19 protein-coding genes are annotated in these 21,266 nt (G+C 38.4%); 12 read left to right on the top strand and 7 right to left on the bottom strand.

The features are described from left to right. Positions 1-7 precede the first annotated feature (7 nt). Positions 8-1,753 carry a hypothetical protein gene (locus F935_RS02525; RefSeq protein WP_016137466.1) on the top strand — a complete coding sequence of 582 codons (1,746 nt, stop codon included), beginning with the start codon at positions 8-10 and terminating at the stop codon, positions 1,751-1,753. Further along, on the top strand, positions 1,750-3,855 hold the full coding sequence (locus F935_RS02520; RefSeq protein WP_080645671.1) for an EAL domain-containing protein: 2,106 nt from the start codon (positions 1,750-1,752) through the stop codon (positions 3,853-3,855). Before F935_RS02525 ends, F935_RS02520 begins: the two co-directional genes overlap by 4 nt. Before the next feature lie 63 nt (positions 3,856-3,918). On the opposite strand, the gene rpmE is transcribed toward F935_RS02520, so the two are convergent. The 4 genes from rpmE to F935_RS02500 form a co-directional block, all read right to left on the bottom strand. Beyond that, the gene (gene rpmE / locus F935_RS02515; protein ID WP_016137464.1) at positions 3,919-4,143 is read right to left on the bottom strand and encodes a 50S ribosomal protein L31; all 225 of its coding nucleotides are present in this window, start codon (positions 4,141-4,143) and stop codon (positions 3,919-3,921) included. A gap of 194 nt (positions 4,144-4,337) precedes the next feature. Further along, positions 4,338-5,309: a bile acid:sodium symporter family protein gene (locus tag F935_RS02510; RefSeq protein ID WP_171068101.1), complete on the bottom strand. Its 972-nt coding sequence runs from the start codon at positions 5,307-5,309 to the stop codon at positions 4,338-4,340. 133 nt (positions 5,310-5,442) lie between these two features. Next, entirely contained in the window at positions 5,443-5,844 is a 402-nt protein-coding gene (gene gloA / locus F935_RS02505) for a lactoylglutathione lyase (RefSeq protein ID WP_016137462.1), read from the bottom strand. Positions 5,845-5,846: 2 nt separating this feature from the next. After that, on the bottom strand, positions 5,847-8,033 hold the full coding sequence (locus tag F935_RS02500; RefSeq protein WP_016137461.1) for an AmpG family muropeptide MFS transporter: 2,187 nt from the start codon (positions 8,031-8,033) through the stop codon (positions 5,847-5,849). Positions 8,034-8,198: 165 nt separating this feature from the next. Between F935_RS02500 and F935_RS02495 the strand changes: the two genes are divergently transcribed. Further along, a complete protein-coding gene (locus F935_RS02495) occupies positions 8,199-10,817 on the top strand; it encodes a Lon protease family protein (RefSeq protein WP_016137460.1) in 2,619 nt (872 codons plus the stop codon). A gap of 51 nt (positions 10,818-10,868) precedes the next feature. Here F935_RS02495 and F935_RS02490 read toward each other — a convergent pair whose 3' ends face one another. The 3 genes from F935_RS02490 to surE all read right to left on the bottom strand — a co-directional run bounded on the left by F935_RS02490 (position 10,869) and on the right by surE (position 13,609). Beyond that, the gene (locus tag F935_RS02490; protein ID WP_016137459.1) at positions 10,869-11,798 is read right to left on the bottom strand and encodes a LysR family transcriptional regulator; all 930 of its coding nucleotides are present in this window, start codon (positions 11,796-11,798) and stop codon (positions 10,869-10,871) included. A 101-nt stretch (positions 11,799-11,899) separates the two neighbouring features. Next, on the bottom strand, positions 11,900-12,727 hold the full coding sequence (locus tag F935_RS02485) for a peptidoglycan DD-metalloendopeptidase family protein (RefSeq protein ID WP_016137458.1): 828 nt from the start codon (positions 12,725-12,727) through the stop codon (positions 11,900-11,902). A 111-nt stretch (positions 12,728-12,838) separates the two neighbouring features. Then, the gene (surE, locus tag F935_RS02480) at positions 12,839-13,609 is read right to left on the bottom strand and encodes a 5'/3'-nucleotidase SurE (protein ID WP_016137457.1); all 771 of its coding nucleotides are present in this window, start codon (positions 13,607-13,609) and stop codon (positions 12,839-12,841) included. Positions 13,610-13,710: 101 nt separating this feature from the next. On the opposite strand from surE, the gene F935_RS02475 reads away from it, so the two are divergent. From F935_RS02475 to F935_RS02435, 9 genes are all read left to right on the top strand, one after another. Continuing rightward, entirely contained in the window at positions 13,711-14,082 is a 372-nt protein-coding gene (locus F935_RS02475) for an MCR_0457 family protein (RefSeq protein WP_016137456.1), read from the top strand. A gap of 148 nt (positions 14,083-14,230) precedes the next feature. After that, entirely contained in the window at positions 14,231-14,653 is a 423-nt protein-coding gene (locus F935_RS02470; protein WP_016137455.1) for an MCR_0457 family protein, read from the top strand. Positions 14,654-14,779: 126 nt separating this feature from the next. After that, positions 14,780-15,928, top strand: coding sequence for a D-alanyl-D-alanine carboxypeptidase PBP5/6 (gene dacC, locus F935_RS02465; protein WP_016137454.1), 1,149 nt, complete (start codon positions 14,780-14,782; stop codon positions 15,926-15,928). Between the two features lie 90 nt (positions 15,929-16,018). Beyond that, positions 16,019-16,570 (top strand): gamma carbonic anhydrase family protein, encoded by a 552-nt coding sequence (locus F935_RS02460; protein WP_016137453.1) that lies wholly within the window; start codon positions 16,019-16,021, stop codon positions 16,568-16,570. Between the two features lie 144 nt (positions 16,571-16,714). Continuing rightward, on the top strand, positions 16,715-17,203 hold the full coding sequence (locus tag F935_RS02455) for an NUDIX hydrolase (RefSeq protein ID WP_016137452.1): 489 nt from the start codon (positions 16,715-16,717) through the stop codon (positions 17,201-17,203). A gap of 4 nt (positions 17,204-17,207) precedes the next feature. Further along, on the top strand, positions 17,208-18,341 hold the full coding sequence (gene mnmA / locus F935_RS02450; RefSeq protein WP_005307300.1) for a tRNA 2-thiouridine(34) synthase MnmA: 1,134 nt from the start codon (positions 17,208-17,210) through the stop codon (positions 18,339-18,341). 13 nt (positions 18,342-18,354) lie between these two features. Next, complete coding sequence (gene hflD, locus F935_RS02445; protein ID WP_004643577.1) at positions 18,355-19,086, top strand: high frequency lysogenization protein HflD; 732 nt, start codon at positions 18,355-18,357, stop codon at positions 19,084-19,086. A gap of 55 nt (positions 19,087-19,141) precedes the next feature. After that, positions 19,142-20,530, top strand: a complete 1,389-nt coding sequence (gene purB, locus F935_RS02440) for an adenylosuccinate lyase (RefSeq protein WP_016137451.1) — start codon at positions 19,142-19,144, stop codon at positions 20,528-20,530. Between the two features lie 83 nt (positions 20,531-20,613). Then, on the top strand, positions 20,614-21,252 hold the full coding sequence (locus F935_RS02435) for a DUF2238 domain-containing protein (RefSeq protein ID WP_016137450.1): 639 nt from the start codon (positions 20,614-20,616) through the stop codon (positions 21,250-21,252). Positions 21,253-21,266 lie beyond the last annotated feature (14 nt).

The following is a 21,266-nucleotide window of genomic DNA, read 5'->3' as shown; positions in this document are numbered from 1 at the left end:
ATAAGTGATGATGAATAATGCACTATCAGACATTTTTCACAATCAAACCGAGCTCACTCGTGAACGGTTAAGCTTTTGTGAAGCCAATATTAAAGATCTTAATGAATGGGTCACTACCCTTTCTATTATGCAACTCGGCGATACGTCAAAAGCATTGTTCACCGCCATTTTAGAGCTCAATGAATTAAAATGTAGTGAAACCTTACGTTTTGATCTTATACAAACGCTTCATCCCACCATTAATAACGTTCTTGCAAGTCTAGAAAAAAACTTTTTTAACCAAGGTGTTATTAGTACAGACCGTAACGAACATATTATTGAGTTAGCGATGTTGCTGCGTTGCTATTTCGCCAGTATTTATTTAAATATTGCACAAAATAGCCATGGGCAATTACAGCATCAAAAGTTTTCTCTATTTGCCTATAAACAAAAAAAGAATTTGCAAACGGCACGTACCTTATCGACTTTTCATGCGCTACAACAGTTAACGAGTCTCTTATATCAGCAGCATATGCTCTATAGTGAGCCTCTTAAAGGACAGTGGTTAGTTGCACATCAGCTTTACGAAACTGCTGTTCAACACAAATATCATCTCATCAATATTAATCATATTCAGGGTATCCACCACCCTCTAGCAAATATTACACAAGCTTATGCTCAGCTAATTTTGCTCGATATTTTAAATACAAATCAGATTCGCCAGTCAGAAATTCAGGCTTTATTCCAATGTAGTTTTGACTGGGCAAGAATGATTCATATTTTGCCGAAAGATACAGCAGTAACTAAATATGTGGTCGACCCAAGTAAAGACCATCCGCCAGTCTATAACACCAAACGCAGCTCTAATTTTAGTCCAAGCATTTTTATAGGCACACAAGCTTTACTTGAGCATGTCACTGCAACCATGCATAAAAATGCGCAATATATTTCTAAAAATGAAAAGTTTTATTTAAGCCCAGCTTTAAAGTTTCATGTTCAAACGATTTTGGGTACAACAGCTCAACGTCGTCACGAACGTTATGAGTACAATGCAGAGCTACAAATTTGTTTCGGTTTAAGTACAGCTCATTTCTATCTAGCGAAAGCAAAAAACTTTGAAGAAACGCTTCAACTCAACAATAACTACAACTTACAAAGTGAGTCTAAAGTTTTATCAAATTTAGAGAAAAAAGAACAACAAACGACATCCTATCAACGCTTAAGTCGTGAAACTAAAACCATTTATCAAACCACGGTTCTAGATATTAGTGTCAATGGATATCGTATTAAATGGTCTGGGGAAGCACCGAAAAATCTAAGAACCGGTGAATATATTTTAGTAAAAGAAACCTTGCATGGACAATGGCGTGGTGGAGTAATCCGCTGGATTAAGCAATCGACAGAAAAATCTCTAGAGTTAGGTCTAGAGATTTTGTCACAGGCGATGTTCCCTTGTGCAGTGCATGTTCAGGCAGAGCGTCATACACGCAATTATCATCCTGCACTATTACTACAAACACAAAATCTAGAAGAAATACAAAATACGTTGATTTTACCAGGGTCACAAATTTTTAGAGAGCAACAAACAATTCATTTACGATTGGGGACAGAAGAAATCAAAGTGTATCTACTCAAAGCACAACTCATTACTCAAAGTTTTATTCAATTTCAGTTCGAACTTCTCAATGAGCAGCAACAAAATCTGCTTGATCAGTTCATGATGAAAAAGAATAGCAACTCTAGCAGTCAAGATTTATGGGAAGCACTAAAGTGAGAAACTCTTTATTATCTAAAAAGTTAAAACGTACTGAAACACGTTTACTCATTATTGATGACAACCAGCTACGTTATAACCAGATTTTAAATTTATTATTGGGGAATAATTATCAAGTTCATGCTTTACTGCTTGATGATCTAAAAAGTTTCGAGAAACAGTTAAATACGCCTTGGGATGCTATTATTTTTGGTCGTGCTTATGACCTAAAAATTGAACAAACCCTCTCCCTTATTCAAGCATCTGAGCAGCCACATTTACCTGTTTTATTATTGCAACCTGAAGATTATCAACCACAGCAATATCAAGCGTATATTCATAAAGGTATTTATGATGTAGCTCCATTAGAGCCATTAGATTATTTTTATATCACGCTTATTCGAACCTTGTCATATAGCCATTTATTGCAAACCGAGCAACGTCTGACCAATGAACTAGAAACTATTCATTCTCATACACAAACATTGGTCAATAACAGCCATAAAGCAGTTGCCCTTTTTCAAGAAGGCATGCACGTTAAGGCAAATACTGAATATCTCAATCTCTTTGGCTTTAAGCAAGAAGAAGAGATTATTGGCCTGCCCATCTTAGATGTTTTACAACCCAATGATTTAAATATTTTTAAACAAAGATTTAAGAAAATTTCATTAGGTCAATTTGATCAGGCTCGTTTTGAAATCCAGAGTCAGCATGCAGCAATTTCAGGTAATAATGCTTTAAAACTTGAATTTATTCCTAGTCAGGAAGAAGATGCCGTACAGTTAACTATTGACTACCAACTGGATTTACAAACACCTGCAAATACAGTTTTTTCTGAAAAGAGTTACGGGACAATTGCGCCTTGGCAACAGATTAATCGACATGTATCGACACACCCTGCTCAAGCAAATGCATTGGTTTTATTTAGATTAAATCACTGCCCGGAACGTGTGTTTCAACTAGATTGGCAAACGCCTGGACAATATTTTAATCAGCTGCAAAACTTTCTGAAAGAACAGGCTCAAATGCCGATTTTCAATCTTGAACTTGGAGCATATCTTGGGGTCTTGCAAGCCGAAAACAGTACAGTCCTTAACTCTCAATTGGCTAGTCTGCAAAGTTTGCAAAAAGAGCATTTATTAACGATTGATGAACTTAATTACTCAGTACAATTCAAACTGAGTTATGCCGAAATTACTGAACAGTTAAATGAAACTAACTTTGCAAAGCTTATTGATCAAACAAATCAGCAAGAGCTACCTAAGGCAAAGTCAGAAATTGAGTTAACTCCAACAATCGATATTATCTCTTCTGAACGCTCTTCTCTGTCACTTGATTTAAGCCTTCAACAGGTTGATGCTCCTGTGCAGTCACCGCTATTGCAGCAATTAAAGCAACAGCTAGCACGGGGTGAAATTCATTTAAAATATCAACAGATTTATGATAAGCATGATCAAGAAACCCATAACTACGAAGTGACTAGCGGTTTTATTGCAGATGAACAGTGGCATGATTTAAATGATTTAGTCGCATTAAGAGATGATAGCGAACTTTCTATTCAATTAGACCGTTGGATTTTGGTCGAGGCTTGCAAGCAACTACATAATTTCATTACCCAGTACCCGAAAGCTAAGCTGATTATTAACTTGAATATTGATATCTTACTCAAAGATAAATCAGCTCCTGAACTCATTTCGAAATTACTCACCATTATTGGTAGTAAGCAAGAAAGCCCGTTGATTTTACAATTTTCAGAGCAAGCGATTCAGCCACACCTTGCAATTGCGCAGCAGCTTATAGCCCGCCTACGTCAACACGGCGCAGAAATTTCAATTCGGGATTTCACATCTTCTATGTATAGTGAATCGATATTGCAACAACTTGATGTTCAATATTTAAAATTGCAATCGAAGAAGACAGAGCTATTAAACTCAGACGTTGGGTTATCGCAATTACAGGAAAAAATTCTGAATTACTTGACTGTAAAACCTGTGGGGATTTTACTTGCAGATCTTAATGATATGAACTTATTTGCGAACGCTTGGAATGTGGAAGCACGTTTCTTACAAGGTCGCTATTTCCAGAAAAAACTTGATCGCTTAACAGATGTACAAGACCAATAATGGTCTTGTCGTTCATAAACAAAAAACGGGCATAAAGCCCGTTTTTTGTTTCGTTTTTCAGTATTAACGCTTGATAGTGCGAGACATACCAGAAAAACGTTGTTTGAATTTGTCGATACGACCACCAGTGTCTACATTCTTTTGCTTACCAGTGTAGAAAGGGTGGCAAGCTGAACATACGTCAAGGTAGATAGTGTCTTTACCTAAAGCAGAACGAGTTTCGATTACGTTACCGCAAGAACAAGTTGCTACTAATGTTGCATATTTTGGGTGAATATCGGCGCGCATCGTCGATTACTCCTAATTTAGAAAGGCTTAAGCTGTTATCGCAATTGATCACTCTCAAAATAAATCGAGGAAAGCTCAAAATGAGCAGATCAACACCACAACAGACCATTCTTTTGGCTCACCGAAACCCCTAGGGTTAGAGCTAAGCACAACAAGTGGACAAGATTATACGTCAAATAATTTTTATTTGCGAATTAATCTTTAGATTTAGCCCAGTAATTTGCAATGACCCCGCAAACCATTAATTGGATTTGGTGAAAGATCATAATAGGTAACACAATCATGCCTAAAGGCTGGCCAATAAATAAGATTTGCGCCATTGGTACACCACTTGCCAGCGTCTTTTTTGAGCTGCAAAAGAAAACCGTAACTTGATCTGCTCGGTTAAATCCAAAAGCACGCGGTAGATACAGTGCTAATAGCATAATGATGGTTAAAAGAACTGAACAAGCAACCACTAAAATAAGTAAGGTTTTCCAGTTCACCTGATGCCAAAGCCCTGCGACCACTGCCCCACTAAATGCGCCATACACCACCATCAAAATTGAACCTTGATCGAATGCTTTAACAATACTCGGAACTTTTGCCATATAAGGGAAAATATAAGGACGTAATATTTGCCCTAAAATAAATGGCACTAACAACAGCAATGTAATTTGTATAATTGAAGAAGTCGGATCGAACCCATGTTGGCTTTGGCCTAAAATAAAAAAGCTCACCAACACTGGTGTAATAAACATACCAATCAAATTTGAAAAAGATGCGCTACAGACCGCTCCTGCCACATTCCCTTTTGCAACTGATGTGAATGCAATAGAAGATTGAACCGTAGAGGGTAAAAAGCACATAAACAAAAAACCCCAGTACAGCTGCTGACCAAGTAGAGGCAACAGAATCGGTTTAGCTAACAAACCAAGCAAGGGGAAAACAAAAAAAGTAAATGCGAATACAAGTAAATGCATTTTCCAATGCAAAACGCCTTCAATTACAGCCTCACGAGACAGCTTTGCACCATGCAAAAAGAATAAAACTGCAATAGCGACTGTGGTCAGTGTATTGAAATATTGCGCTGCTTGACCACTGACTGGAAAAAATGTTGCTAGTAGTACCATTCCAACTAACAAAACTGTAAATCGATCAAGTGCCAATAACTTCAACATAGCCACATCCTATGATTATTTTAGATAAATAAAAAACCCAGCTGATAAATTGACCATTTGGTCAAGCGTTCATCATACTGGGCTAAAAAAATAAAGCTAGACTTTTAAGACCTAAATCTTAAAGCGTCATAGTCAATTTTTAGTTATTTTTGGCATTAGCATCTTGTTGAATCAATTCGACTTTATAACCATCTGGATCTTCAACAAATGCAATAACGGTAACACCGCCTTTCATTGGGCCAGCTTCACGAACGACTTTACCGCCACGTGCTTTAATTTCTTCACACGCTTTATAGGCATCATCAACGCCAATGGCAATATGACCATAGGCATTACCTAACTCATAACTTGATGTATCCCAGTTATGGGTAAGCTCAAGCACAGTATTGGTTTCTTCATCACCATAACCAACAAATGCCAGTGTAAAACGCCCTTCTTCATAATCACGCTTACGAAGTAACTTCATTCCTAATACTTCGATATAGAACTTTAAAGATTGTTCTAAATTGCCTACTCGCAACATTGTATGAAGCATTCGCATGTTTATTCACCTGCCTTTTCTGATTCATGTGTTTGATGATCTTTTAGAAGCTTTCCAACCCAAACGACTAAAATCAAGATTGGAATACCAATAAGAGTGGTCATCAAAAAGAACTTTGGATAGCCAATATTACTCACTATGGTACCTGAATATCCACCCAAAAGTTTTGGTGTGAGCGTCATGAGTGAACTAAAGATCGCATATTGAACAGCTGTAAATGAAACACTCGTTAAACTTGAAAGGAAGGCAATAAATGCTGCACCAGCCAAGCCAGAAGCCAAGTTGTCGACAATAATTGCAAAATAAAGCCATAAAGAACTATATGGTTTAATTACCTTACCGCTAATTTCAACTGACTGGCTAGAGAGTGGATCGATGTAAGGTAGTGGCTCAATATTCACATCTAATTCACTTGTCGCTTTTAGATTTGCGCTCACTGCATATGGATGAGATGCAGAAAGTATTTTCTGTTCGCCTTCTACTACAGCTACATCAAGCTTTTTACTGGTTGATGCCACTAATTTTTTCGCATCAATTGCTGCACTAAAAACACCTTTTTGGTCAGTCATTTTTGCATCAAAATTTTGCCCATCAAGGCTAATTATAATTTTTTGTGCGGAAGTTAAAGCTTGTCCAAAGTATTGGCCTCGAACAACAACACTTCCCTCTCCCTCTTTCAATGAAACCTGATCATTTCCCATGACAGGTAAAATTTGTAGAGGTGATTTTGCCAATTCAGTAGTGAGTAACGGCTGAGTACGTACTACAGGCGGCACAGTATTTTGTGTAGCATAAGCAGCCTTTACTTCAATTTGTTTTGTTCCGCTAAAAGCAGAACTTGGAACTTCTAATTTCCATAAACCTACTTCATCTGGTTTAACCTGATAGCTTTGACTGCCAACTTTTACATCAACCATATCTAATGGCTGACCAGATTTTACCAGTCCAATAAAAATTAAATTTGTAGAACTTGCTAAAACGGCACCCACAAACATAAGCTTCATAATGTTTATGCGCTGTGCTAAAAGCCCGCCTAAGAACCCACCAACTAAACTGAATAAGACGCCATAGATTTTGACTGCTTCGGCAATTTCTTCTTTGCTAAAGTTAAGATCTTGATAAAACACATTGGAAATGACACCAGCAATAATGTCTGAAATACGGAAGAAACCAATGAGAAGTAGTAAGACTAACGCGAGTTTGACACCATAACGTTTAAAGAAATCTAAAATGGGTGCAATCCACGTCTCTTTCGCCATTTGCTGATTAACTACACCAAATTTAACCAGTAAATAACCCACAAAAATGGCACAAGCTGTGGCCGTTAAAAATCTTAAAGCTTCTAGACCAAATAATGCTGCGTTGTCTTTTATATTTCCAGCTTGCGAGATTGCATCTGTAATCAGTCCAGAATAAATATAGGTAACTACAAATGAAATAACGGCAACAAAAAACACGAACACCAAGCGGTAATAATCACTACTCTTATAGTTTTTATAAACGCGATTTACCTGAGGTTCACGAACGAGTAACGTCGTTACAATACCGACTAACATAACCGCTGCCATGGTTAAATAAGTCATTTTCCAAGCTTCGTAAATGTAATTACCTTTAGCAGTTCCCAAATGTGCAGCCAGAAATAATGCCCCCGCTCCGGCCACGATCATTCCGATTCGATAACCAGCATTATAGGTAGATGCCAACACGGTTTGCATTTCTGTTTCGGCTAATTCAATACGGTAGGCATCAATTACAATATCTTGTGTTGCTGCTGAAAAACCAAGCAACACCGCACCTACTGCCATTTGAACAAGATAACTCTGACCTAAGGCAGGATCAGAGAAAGCCATAATACAAATAGCCAGAATGATCAAACACTGTGCAATCAACAACCAAGCGCGTCTTCGGCCTAACATTTTAGTTAAAACAGGGACAGGTAACTCATCAATGAGAGGAGCCCAAACGAACTTAAAAGAGTAACCTAGAGCCGCCCAGCTAAAAAAAGTGACTGCACTTTTATCAATACCTGCTTCTCCAAGCCATAAAGAGAGACTAGAGAAAATTAATAAAATTGGAATTCCGGCAGAAAAACCAAGAAATAGCATAATTAATGCACGGCGATCTAAAAATGCTTTAAAAGCCGAGACCCAACCCGAAGCTTGTGTGGTCATTCGTTTTTTATTTTCCATAAATTATAAATGTGCCTATTCAAACTCTTCTTACAATTGCTTTCAAGATTCTTTATGCAAACATTTTGGGTTTGGCGATAAAAACCGCAAGTTTGCTTGATATTTTATGCTAAACCTGTATACCTTTAGGCTTCAAACTTCGTTTTCTTTTGCTGGATATCAACAGTGACACAAAAACTTGATCAAGTGACTATTTCAACTTTATCACTCGCTAAAACAAACACCACAAACGTCACAGTAAATGCATTTCCTTCAGCTTTTGAGAAACCTGATATAAAAATGACCTTAGATAAGACCGTTTTAAAACCTGAACAACTTACACATATCCCAGATTTTGAAAAAATTCCAGCTTCGACAAAACGCATCAAACCTCTTAATAATTTTTTAGGTCAAGATCGTGCAAAAGCATCTGTAGAGGCGGGAATTTCTTTACCCTACTCAGGCTATAACATTTTTGCAGTAGGAACTGCTGGTTTAGGCAAACGTACGATGATCAAACGTTTGTTACAGCAGCATGCCAAAACAATGCCAACACCTGATGACTGGGTGTATGTTTATAATTTCAAACAAGCACGTCAACCTATTGCCCTACGCTTTCCAGCGGGTCAAGGTACTAAGTTTCAACAGGCACATGAACAAACTTGGCAAATTATTTTAAAACAACTTGAACGCCGTTTTAGTGCAGAGACTTATCACAACCGTATTGAACGTATCCGTCAGGAAACAGGTGATGTACAACAACAAGCGCTTGTTGAACTGACCAAAGAAGGTGAAGAACTCGATTTAAAACTCATTTCCCGTAATGAGAAACACGGCTTTGTACCTGTACAAGTCAAAGACGATCAAGTTCAAGAACTTACCCAAACAGATATTGATGCGTTAAATAGTAAACAACGCGCGGAAATTGCTGCCAATATTCGCTATATGGATAAAAAGCTCGATCGCCTTGGTCTACATTTGGGTGATTTAGAAGACGATGCACGTGACAAAGTATCTGTGTTAAATCGAGATATTGCAACGCAAGTCGTTATGCCAAGAATGGAACTTATTTTAAATAAATATGGTCAGGTTAAAGGACTTGAAGATTACTTAAAACAATATGCGCAAGATATTATTGATAATGTGGAACTGATTTTAGAACAAGATGAAGATGATTATGCTCCATCAATGTTCAATCGTGTTCCTGCACGTTATCAAGCCAATGTGATTGTTGCAAATAAACCAAATAGCGGTGCTCCTGTTATTTTTGAAGACTTTCCAACACACTATAATTTACTCGGCCACGTTGAACAGCTCACCCATAACGGCACAATTATCACAGATTTCACCTTGATCCGTCCGGGTTCATTGCATCAAGCCAATGGTGGCTTTTTAATGCTTGAAGCTGAGCAATTACTAGAGCAACCTTATGCTTGGCAAGGTTTAAAACGCGCGCTTAAATCTGGACAGCTTAGATTATCTTCGCTCGAACACATGCTGACTTTAACAGGTAGCATTTCGATTGAACCAGCTGCAATTCCGCTCGACATTAAAGTGATATTAATGGCTGAGCCTGAAATTTATTATGAAATTTTAGAGGTTGAACCGGAACTTGGTAGTGTCTTTAAAATTCGTGCAGATTTTACCGATACTCTTCAACGCAATGAAGCAAATGAACAAGCTTATATGCAGTTAATTGCTGACTATGTACAAGCCGATAAATTATTACCATTTGATCGTAGTGCTTTAGCAGCTTTATTAACTGATTCTAGCCGCCAAGCTGAAGATCAGAGCTCGTTATCATTACATGCCTCTACTCTAGGTGATCTCATCCGAGAAGCGCACCACCATGCGTTTAAAGGCGAAGATAAGATCGTCACTGAACAGCATATCAACCTAGCTCTACAACATCGCCAATACCGCTTAGGCTATTTAAGAGAGCTTTACTGGCAAGATCTTTCACGTGGTACACAATTAATCGAAACATCAGGATATCGTTTAGGTCAGATCAATGCCCTCTCCGTGATTCATTACGCAGATGTTGAGTTTGGTTTGCCTTCACGTTTAACGGCGTCTGTTTATCAAGGTGGCGGTGATATTCTTGATATTGAACGTAGTGTAGAACTTGGTGGTTCACTTCATGCTAAGGGCGTGTTGCTGATGTCTAGCTTCTTGAAAGCTCACTTTGGCCGTGAACAGATTTTGCACTTCTCTGCTGCGCTTGCATTTGAACAGAGCTATGGTCAAGTCGATGGTGATAGTGCCACTGTTGCTGAGCTTTCAGCATTGATTTCTGCGATTAGCCAGATCCCAATTGATCAATCATGGGCGATTACTGGCTCGATGAACCAGTTAGGACAAGTTCAGCCAATTGGTGGCGTAAATGCAAAAATTGAAGGCTTCTATGATGCATGTAAATTGCAAGGTTTGACAGGTAAGCAAGGTGTCATTATTCCTCGTCAAAATATGCAGCATTTAATGCTACGTCAAGATGTTATTGATGCTGTTCGCAGCGGTCAATTCCATATCCACGCGATTGATACGATTGATCAGGCACTTGAAATTTTAATGGCTCGTCCGGTCGGTACACTCGATAAAAAGGGTAAATACAGCAAAAATTCAATTTATGCAGCAGTAATGGAACAACTTGAATATTGGCAAGCCATTGAAGATGGTGCTGAAATTGAAGAAGAGCCAAAAAAGAAGAAGAAAAATAAGAAAAAAATTAAGAAGCATGAAGAACTTACTGCGAATGATCTGCAACAAGGAAATGCAGAAGAAGTTGCCGCATTAAAACAGAAGTAATAAAAAAAGGGCCTGTAAAATACAGGCCCTTTTACTTTTAGACTTGCAAAATTAACGAACGATTTGAATCGCTCGACCTCCTGCTAACTGGCTAAAATATTGTTTAAGTGCTTCAACGCAACGTTGAATTTTCATTGGCTGCTGTTCATGCTTGGCAACCTCTGCATACAAAGTAAACGTTGGTAATTTCCAATCTGGTATGAGTTCAATCAAAGAACCATTTTTTAATTCTTTTTGAGCGTCCAGATATAAAATTCGTGCAATACCATGTCCTTGCTGACATAACGCTTTTGCAACTTGTAAATTATTGCTCTGCAAACGGCTTTGCATTTCAATATTAAGGGTTTCACCTGTTTTTACATGTTGAAAAGTAAAATTGCGCGAGTCATTCATGACATTAATCGACAACAACTCATGATCTTTTAAATCATTAGGATGCACAATTGGACTAGACTGATTCAGATAACTTGGAGAAGCAATCAAAATTTGATCTACAAAAGCCATCGGAATAATAGAGCTACTCTCTTCTACCGGAGTAGAACTCATACGGACTGCAATATCAATTCGCTCTTCAATCAAATCGATATAGCGATGCCCAACTTCGAAATGCACAGATAAACCGCGATGAGCCGACATCCAGTGAGATAATGCAGGAATGAGGTGTTGAACAGCTAAATCAGGAGTTGTTGCAATACGCAAATCCCCGATTAAGTCATCCCTCAATTCATTAATTCTGATTTTTCCCCTTTCAGCGGCCGCCAACATCTCTTGACAGCTTGAAAAAAAAGCCTGTCCGGCTTCTGTCAAACTAAGTTTACGAGTGGAGCGATGTAATAGAGTTACATCCATTTCATTTTCAAGCGAGCGAATCTGTTGGCTCACTGCGCTTGTTGTAATTCCTAATTCACGTGCAGCACCACTAAATGAACTTTTTTCGACCACACAAGCGAAAACACCCATCGCACGAAGCTGATCTAACATAGGTTTCCTCAAATCTAATTTTAAATTTATAAAAAATGCTTATTGTTGTAATGAAAGCAACCAATTACATTATACGAGGAAACCTAAGTTTTATGCATTAGCTATTTTGGTAAAAGATTTATAGGATTAATCGGTTTTCCATCCAAACGAATCTGGAATTCGAGCATGACTTGAGATGCTCCAGTAGACCCCATTTCGGCAATTTTTTGTCCAGCGGTTATATTATCTCCGCTTTTCACCAACATCTTGCTATTGTGGGCATACGCACTGATGTAACCATCAATATGCTTAATTAAAACCAGATTTCCGTATTCTTTTAAGCCATCTGCTGCATAGACGACTTGACCGTCGGCTGCGGCATAAATAGGGTCACCCTGATTTCCACCATAACGGATTCCTTTGACATTATTTGCCAAATTAAACCCTTGAATTACTGGTCCGTTAGTCGGTTTTATCCAACGTAAGCTCGAATTTGGTGCAACCGATGCCACTGTAGTATTTGTTGACGGTGCAGTAGTTGACGGCTGAGTTACTGGAGTAACTGGCTGTGTTGTTGGTAGAGCAATGGTTTGACGCTTAATTTGTTCAGGCTGTGCCATGACTTGCGTAGACACTGTTCTTGGTGAAGAACCTTTCTTCAAACGCAAAGATTGATTGACATAAATACGATATGGCGCAGGAATATCATTCATTTCAGCAATACTGATATAGTCCAGACCATAACGCATTGCAATACCACTTAAAGTATCACCTGAACGAACTGTGTAATAGTTAGGAGCCATTGCATAGCGAGAACTATTATTAATTTGTGGTTTAGAAGCACATCCAGCCATAGCCACGGTAAAACCTACAGCTACAGATAACAGCATAATTTTCATTATTTTGTCTTTTTGGATATTCAGCTTGCTTTGTTGCCCAATTAAATGCATCGATCTCCCTCACTAAATGCTACAAATCATTTCGGCTAAGAGTACCAAAAAAGTAAGAGGAAACACGTTCCTCTTTTTCTTTATTCACAAAGTTATAACATTCGAAGCAGATTATTGACTCAAACTGACCTGTAGTTCTTCTAAAACGGCGTAATTTGTAGCATCCATTTGAATAGGGGTAACACTGACATATCCGTTTGCGATCGCAAAGAAATCCGATTGAATCTGGCTTGAAACACGCTCTGGATCTGTAACCGCCTCTCCTGCCAACCCAATCCAGTAAACTTGACGTCCTCTTGGGTCGACATGGCTAGTAATAGGCTTAGATTGAGCACGACGTCCCTGATAAGTAATTTGTGATCCTTGTAACTGCGGCACATCAGGAATATTGATATTAAAGATATGTCGTGGAGGCAAAGCTGGAAGCCCACTTGCAATAAAATCATGAACCCACTGTGCAGCCTGAGCATAATCTTCTTTATCGTTATAAGCGCGCACATTAGGGCCAGCCAAAGAAACAGCAATTGCGGGTTGCTTCATTAAACGACCTTCAAATGCAGCACCGACTGTTCCAGAATATAAAACATCATCACCTAAGTTTGCACCACTATTGATTCCACTTACGACCAAATCAAATTCGAAATCAAACAAACCATTCATAGATAAATACACACAATCTGCTGGTGTACCATTCACTGCCCATACATCTTCGGCAATTTGAATTGGGCGTAATGGTCGATCTAATGTCAATGCACTTGAAAAACCACTTCTTTCACTTTCTGGTGCAACCACAACCACACGGCCAAGTGGTTTTAATGCATCAGCTAAAGCCTGTATACCTGGCGCAAAAACACCGTCATCATTCGCAATTAAAATATTCACTAAAATCTTTCTCTACAAATAAACCTAAAGGTTTTCACAATTGAATTATTTGTTGAATTATATATATTTATGCCTCCATAGCATTATAAAATTGTGAAAAAATGAAAACTTTTGCTCCTTTTTTTCAGGTATTGGGGATCAGTATCACATTGTGTACGCAAGCGGTTTTTGCAGATGAGGATATCTCAACACAAGAGGCTGATAGCTTAATTAAAGATGATATTGCTGCAACGCAGGTCTTGCAGGAAATTTGTCCAGCTTTCGTAGGGACAAATAAAAAACTTGAGTCAAACACTCAAAAAATTATTGCGATGTATCTAAACGGCTATTCAGATAAATCAATTACCTTGACTACTCTACAAAATGATGCAGAGTTTAAAACCTTGTTAAATGAAGCACGTCAAAGTGCAAAAGAAATGGATCATCATGAGCAACATGAACTCTGTGAAGAGATCGTCAATTATAAAGAATAGGTTTTTGCTCTTTTAGCGTAGAAATTTATTGAGGTTTTCTGCTTGGTATTAAGCAGAAAACCAACATAACAATACATTTTTTCCATTTTTTTAAAATCTAAATTGGTTAAGCTAACCGCATATTTAAAAATTTTATTTCAGGTTATCGATGTTTATGAAGAAAAGCTTAGTTCAATCGCTCTCTTTGGTTTTACTTATGAGCATGGCAACAGTTGGTTTTGCTGCTGATAAGAAGAAAACAACTGAAAAGAAAACCGAAAATGAAAATGTTGTTGAAGTAACTCCACAACAAAGCATAACTCCTGAAGAATTAGCTGCAATTCAAGTACTTTCTGAAATTTGCCCAAGTCTTATTGGGAAAAAAGATGCTGATTTTGCTCAAGGCTATGAACGTTTAGTTAAAGATTATCTACCAAATGAAACTGATGCTGTCTCTGCATTAGAAAAACGTAGTAAAGACAAAGGCTTCAAAAAATACTTAAAAGAAGCACGTAAAGATGCAAAAGCTGCTGGTGATGAGCAAAACACATTAGTTTGCCAAGACGTGAAAGCATATCAATCGCAAAACTAAATTAGTAAAAAACTCTTGAGTTACAATACTGTTTGAAAAAGCCGACTTCCCCCATAGAAGTCGGCTTTGCTTTATCCTAAAATGCTAGGTTCTTCTGCTTCATACAAGATATTGGAATTACCTAGAATGACTCGAAAAAGCGCTATTGCTGCACTCCTCCTCGTACCAAGTTTTTCTTATGCAGCAACTGTCTTATCAGCTCCGCCAGAATTAAATAATAAGTCTTATGTATTAATGGATTACGAGACAGGACAAATTCTCGCTTCTAAAAATGAAAATGAAAAGCTTGCTCCTGCTTCTATGACAAAAATGATGACAAGCTACATCATTGAACAAAAATTATTAAAAGGTGAACTGACTGAAAATGAGCAGGTTCGTATGAACGAGTCTGCATGGTGTAAAGGAAGTAGCTCTGAATCATGTATGTATGTCCCTTTAAATGGTACAGCGACTGTTCTAGAAATGCTTCGCGGTATTATCATCCAGTCAGGTAACGATGCATCAAAAGCAATGGCTGAACATATTGCCGGAAATGAAGGCACGTTTGCTCACATGATGAATCAGGAAGCAAAACGTATCGGTATGGTAAATACCCAGTTCATGAACTCAACTGGTTTACCGGCAGAAGGCCATTATTCAACAGCCAAAGATATGGCTGTTTTAGCGCAACATATTATTAAAGACAGCTCAAGATATTACCCAATCTACTCTGAAAAAGAATTTACTTTTAACGGCATTAAACAAGGTAACCGTAATGCCTTGCTTTACACAGACCCAAGCGTAGATGGTTTAAAAACAGGCCATACTGATGAAGCGGGTTACTGCTTAACAACTTCAAGCAAACGTGGTCCAATGCGTCTCATTTCTGTTATTTTCGGAACAGATAGCGTTAATGAACGTGCCAACCAAACACGTACATTATTGTCTTGGGGCTTTGCAAACTTTGAAACTGCAAATATTCAACCAGCCAATCAAGTTCTTGCAAAAGCAAAAGTGTGGTTTGGTAAAGAAGATGAAGTTCAAATTGGTCTAGCTGAAAACTTTAGTGTGACTATGCCTAAAGGCAAAGCTAACGGCATTAAAACGCAGTTAGTTGTTCAACCAAACTTAAATGCACCACTTCAAAAAGGTCAAGTCGTGGGCAAACTTGTTGCTAGTCTTGACGGCAAAGTAATTGCTGAAAAGCCATTAGTTGCATTAAAGCCAGTTGAAGAAGCAGGCTTCTTTGCACGCTTAATCGACCATGTTAAACAATTCTTCAGCAATTTATTCTAATTTTTGAATAGTTGAATTAAGCACTCACGCTATTTAGCCTGAGTGCTTTTTTATTTTATAATCCTTCTAAATTTTATTTTGATACTACTCATGGCAAAGAACATACGTCCTTATCTTGAACACCGTCCACAAGTTGATACAACATGTTATGTCGATGACATGGCCGTTGTAGTTGGTGAAGTCAGCTTAGCCGAAAATGTTTCTGTCTGGCCTTTTGCCGTTATTCGCGGTGACGTAAATAGTATTCAAATTGGTAAAAACAGTAATGTACAAGACCATTGTATGTTGCATGTTAGCCATAAAAATGATGCAAAACCTAATGGCTCACCTCTTATTATTGGTGAAGATGTGACAGTTGGACATCATGTGACTTTGCATGGCTGTACTATTGGCAACCGAGTTTTAATCGGAATCAATACTGTTGTTTTAGATGACGTGATTATTGAAGATGATGTGATGATTGGTGCTGGAAGTTTGGTTCCACCGCGCAAAGTCTTAAAAAGTGGTTATTTGTATGTAGGAAGCCCAGTACAACAAGTGCGACCACTGACCGAAAAAGAATTAGCATTTCTTCCTTATTCGGCAAGACATTATGTAAAAGTACAAAATAATCATAAAGCGGCTCAAGCAGAGCAAGATTAATTAGCTCTATGAAATATCAGCAATAAAATTCTGATTTTTTAAACGATATAGTTTTGTAGTATTACTCATATCGTTTAGCAGATCACCGTAGCCAAAAACCCCTAAATTTCGTATCATACGTCTTTTAAATCATGGTGCTTTTTTATGGCCGCATGGACTCCTCATGTCACTGTTGCTACAGTCGTCGAAAAAGATGGACGCTATCTTTTTGTAGAAGAACATAGCGAAGGTTTTGTACACACAGTATTTAACCAACCTGCTGGTCATGTGGAATGCGGTGAGTCATTAACTCAAGCAGCCATTCGAGAAACACTTGAAGAAACAGGTCATCATGTTGAAATTGATGCCTTGCTTGGTATTTATACGTATACCCCGCCCATGTTTCCGGATCGTACCTATTACCGCTTTTGTTTTCTGGCACATGTAACTCAGGTTGAAAATAATCCTCAACTCGATACAGGTATTGTAGCTGCTGTGTGGATGACACCAGATGAGCTCAAAGAATCTGCTCGTGCCCGTAGTCCACTCGTGCTAAAAGCAGTTGAAGATGCCATTAAAGGCCACCATTATCCTCTAGCGCTTATTTATGAGCACCCTTTCTCTCCCTCATTAACTTCTCATTTGGATGCTTAGTCCTATGCAACAACGTGTCATCGTCGGTATGTCTGGTGGTGTAGACTCTTCTGTTTCTGCAGCACTTTTACTTCAACAGGGATATCAAGTTGAAGGTCTTTTCATGAAGAACTGGGAGGAAGACGACGGCACGGAATACTGTACGGCAATGGAAGATTTAGCCGATGCTCAAGCAGTAGCTGATAAAATCGGTATTAAACTCCATACAGCAAACTTTGCTATGGAATATTGGGACCGCGTATTTGAACTTTTCTTAGCTGAATATGCAGCTGGACGCACCCCAAACCCAGATATTTTATGTAATAAAGAAATTAAGTTCCGTGCATTTTTAGATCATGCCATGACTTTAGGTGCAGACTTTATCGCGACTGGTCATTATGCTCGCCGTGGTGAAACTGCATACAACTCGAAAGGCGAAGCATACGCACCGTTATTACGTGGTGTAGACAATAACAAAGACCAAACTTATTTCTTGCACGCTGTTCATGGTAAAGAGATTAACAAAACCCTATTTCCAGTAGGTGAGATTGAAAAACCAGAAGTTCGCAGAATTGCAGAAGAACTTGATCTTGCTACAGCCAAGAAAAAAGACTCTACTGGCATCTGTTTTATTGGTGAACGTCGATTTAATGACTTCCTTAAACAATATTTGCCCGCTCAACCTGGAAAAATTGTACTTGATACAGGTAAAGAAGTTGGTGAACATCACGGTCTGATGTACTATACGCTCGGTCAACGTGGCGGAATTGGTCTAGGTGGTTTGAAAGGTGCAGCTGAAGGTGCATGGTTCGTACTACATAAAGATATTGCCAATAACCGCCTTGTTATTGGTCAGGGACATGAACACCCTCTCATGCAAAGCACACAGCTTTGGAGTGAGTCAATTGACTGGGTGGCAGGTGAACAGAATATTCCTGTTGAAGGTTTACGCTGTACAGCTAAAACACGCTATCGCCAACCTGATCAAGCATGTACAGTTTTTATTGATGAAAATAGTGAACACGGTGTACGAGTTGAGTTTGATGAACCTCAGCGCGCTGTTACACCGGGTCAAAGCGTTGTATTTTATTCAGATGAAGTTTGCTTAGGCGGGGGTGTCATTCACCATACAAATGCCCCTACACCAAATTTTATTTAAGGGAATGAATGACATGGTGGAGTTACCATTTCAACAATCACAAGCCTTGAATGTTCGCCAAAACCGTGCCCTTGCCTTGGCTGGGGTATTTCAGGCTACCCAGCTCACGCACATGACAGCTTTAACGGGTCAGCAGAGTATTGGTGAAAGTGGTAACTTCTATTTTGAGCTGTTAATCAAAGCGAGTTTAAATATTCGCCCTACAGTCAACAATGGTGTTCAAACATTAGATTTTTTTAATCAGTTGGCAGATATTTCTTTGGGGCTTAAAACCCTCGAAAATTGTATTACTCAACCTTTTACAAATATGCCCAAATCTCGCCTTCCAAAAATGGGCACTGCCAAGCTTCCAATGTCATATGCGATGTCCCTTTTGCAATTAGAAAAGAAGGTCTATAGCAATCCTGAATACGTCGCAATCATTGAAAAAGCTCAGCAAAAGATTTTAAAACAGCTTTCTTTTTTTGATAATAACTACTTACACCCAAGCATTTTAGCCAATTTGGCTCAAACCTATGTTGATACTGCTGGGCAGATTAACCCTCGCATTCTCGTTCGTGGTAATGCAGAAGCATTTAAAGATACCAACCACACTAACCGCATCCGTGCTTGTCTGTTTACTGGCTTGCAAATGGCCCATTTATGGCGACAACTCGGTGGTAGTTCGTGGAACATGATTTTTAGCAAACGTAAATTGCTACAGGATATTCAGGCACTTGCTCGTTTACAGTACCAAGTCATCTAAGGCTGTAAAGAGATTATTTTTTGTTTTATGTTTATTCCAACATTAAGGAATCGTTATGAACGCTTTAACCGCACTATCACCATTAGATGGACGTTATGCCAGCAAATGTGATGCGCTACGCCCTTTTCTTTCTGAGTTTGGTTTAATTCATGCTCGTGTCACTGTAGAAGTGCGTTGGTTACAAGCGCTTTCTAACCGTCCAGAAATTGTTGAAGTTGCTCCTTTTTCAAATGAAACAAATGCAGCTTTAGATGCAATTGTTAGCGACTTTTCTGAAGAAGATGCAAACCGCATTAAAGAAATTGAACGCACAACTAACCATGATGTAAAAGCTGTTGAGTATTTCTTAAAAGAGAAAATCGCAGGTATTACTGAATTACAAAATGCGGGTGAGTTCATTCACTTTGCATGTACTTCAGAAGACATCAACAACTTGTCTCATGCATTAATGCTTAAAAACGGTCGCGAAGTTTTAGTATCAAGCATGAAGCAAATTTTAAATGCGATTTCTGCTTTGGCAACGACTCACGCTGAACAACCAATGTTGTCACGTACACACGGCCAAACTGCAAGCCCAACAACTTTGGGTAAAGAAATGGCAAACGTTGCATACCGTTTAGCTCGCCAAATTAAACAATTTGAAAATGTTGAGCTATTAGGTAAAATCAACGGCGCTGTAGGTAACTACAACGCTCACCTTTCTGCTTACCCAGATGTTGACTGGGCTGCGCATGCTCAAGCTTTTGTTGAATCTTTAGGTTTAGCATTCAACCCGTACACGACACAAATCGAACCACATGACTACATGGCAGAGTTGTTTGATGCGTTACGTCGCTTTAACACAATTTTAATCGACTTTAACCGTGACGTATGGGGTTACATTTCATTAGGTTACTTCAAACAAAGATTGAAAGATGGTGAAGTTGGTTCTTCAACTATGCCACACAAAGTTAACCCAATTGACTTTGAAAACTCTGAAGGTAACTTAGGTATTGCGAATGCCGTATTAGCGCACTTAGGTGAAAAATTACCAATTTCTCGCTGGCAGCGTGACTTAACTGACTCAACTGTACTTCGTAATATGGGTGTTGGTTTTGCGCAAAGTTTAATTGCTTTTGATGCGTGTTTAAAAGGTGTTGGTAAACTTGAGCTCAATGCAAACCGCTTACTTGAAGATCTCGATCAAGCTCAAGAAGTTTTAGCAGAGCCAATTCAAACTGTTATGCGTCGTTATAACGTTGAAAAGCCATATGAAAAGTTAAAAGCATTAACTCGTGGTCAAGCAATGACTCGCGACATGATGGTTAACTTCGTAAATGGTGATGAACTTTCTCAAGTACCAAGCGAAGAGCGTGCACGTTTAGCTGAACTTACTCCTGCAACTTACACAGGTAATGCAGCTGAACAAGCTAAACAAATTAACGATTTAATTAGCAAAATCTAATTAAAAAAGTTCATAAAAAGCGGAGCTTCGGCTTCGCTTTTTTATTACACTGATATAAAGCACAATAAAGTTATATTTCTAAAATGATCGAAAAAAAATTCAAACTTAAACACTATATTGCTCTTGGCCTACTTTTAATTGCGATTGTCATTTCCGGCATTCAGCCCCTTGAATTTGAAGCTTATTTACTTCATCAGGTGGGTACAATTTTTATGTTAGTTCTCTTATTTATTATTTTTAAAAAGATTGGTCTCGATTTTTTAAGTTTTACTTTCTATTTAGGTTTTTTGCTCATCCATATTATCGGTGCACACTACCTGTATTCATATGTTCCGTACAATGACTGGATTCAACACATATTCCATTTTAATCTAGATCAATACATGGGATGGTCCCGCAACATGTATGATCGTTTAGTTCATCTTGCCTATGGTGTTTTACTCTACCCTCTTATTTATCGAGTTTTTCAGGTTTGGTTACCTACAGCACGGCCTTTTACTCTGTTTTTACTTGTGGCCCAGTTCGTCATGGCATCTAGTGTTTTTTATGAACTCATTGAATGGGCGATTGCAATTGGTTTATCACCAGAGCAAGCTGAGAATTATAATGGCCAGCAAGGCGACATGTGGGATGCCCATAAAGATATGCTATTAGCAACAATTGGTGCAATTCTCTATGGACTTGCGGCTCTTATAAAAGCACCTAAAATAAATCATTCATAAATAAAAAAGAGCGC

This window comes from Acinetobacter calcoaceticus ANC 3811, assembly GCF_000399665.1.
Taxonomy (GTDB): Bacteria; Pseudomonadota; Gammaproteobacteria; order Pseudomonadales; family Moraxellaceae; genus Acinetobacter; species Acinetobacter calcoaceticus_B.
The sequence above is the reverse complement of the archived record's forward strand: the minus strand, read 5'-3'. Positions and strand labels throughout refer to the sequence as shown.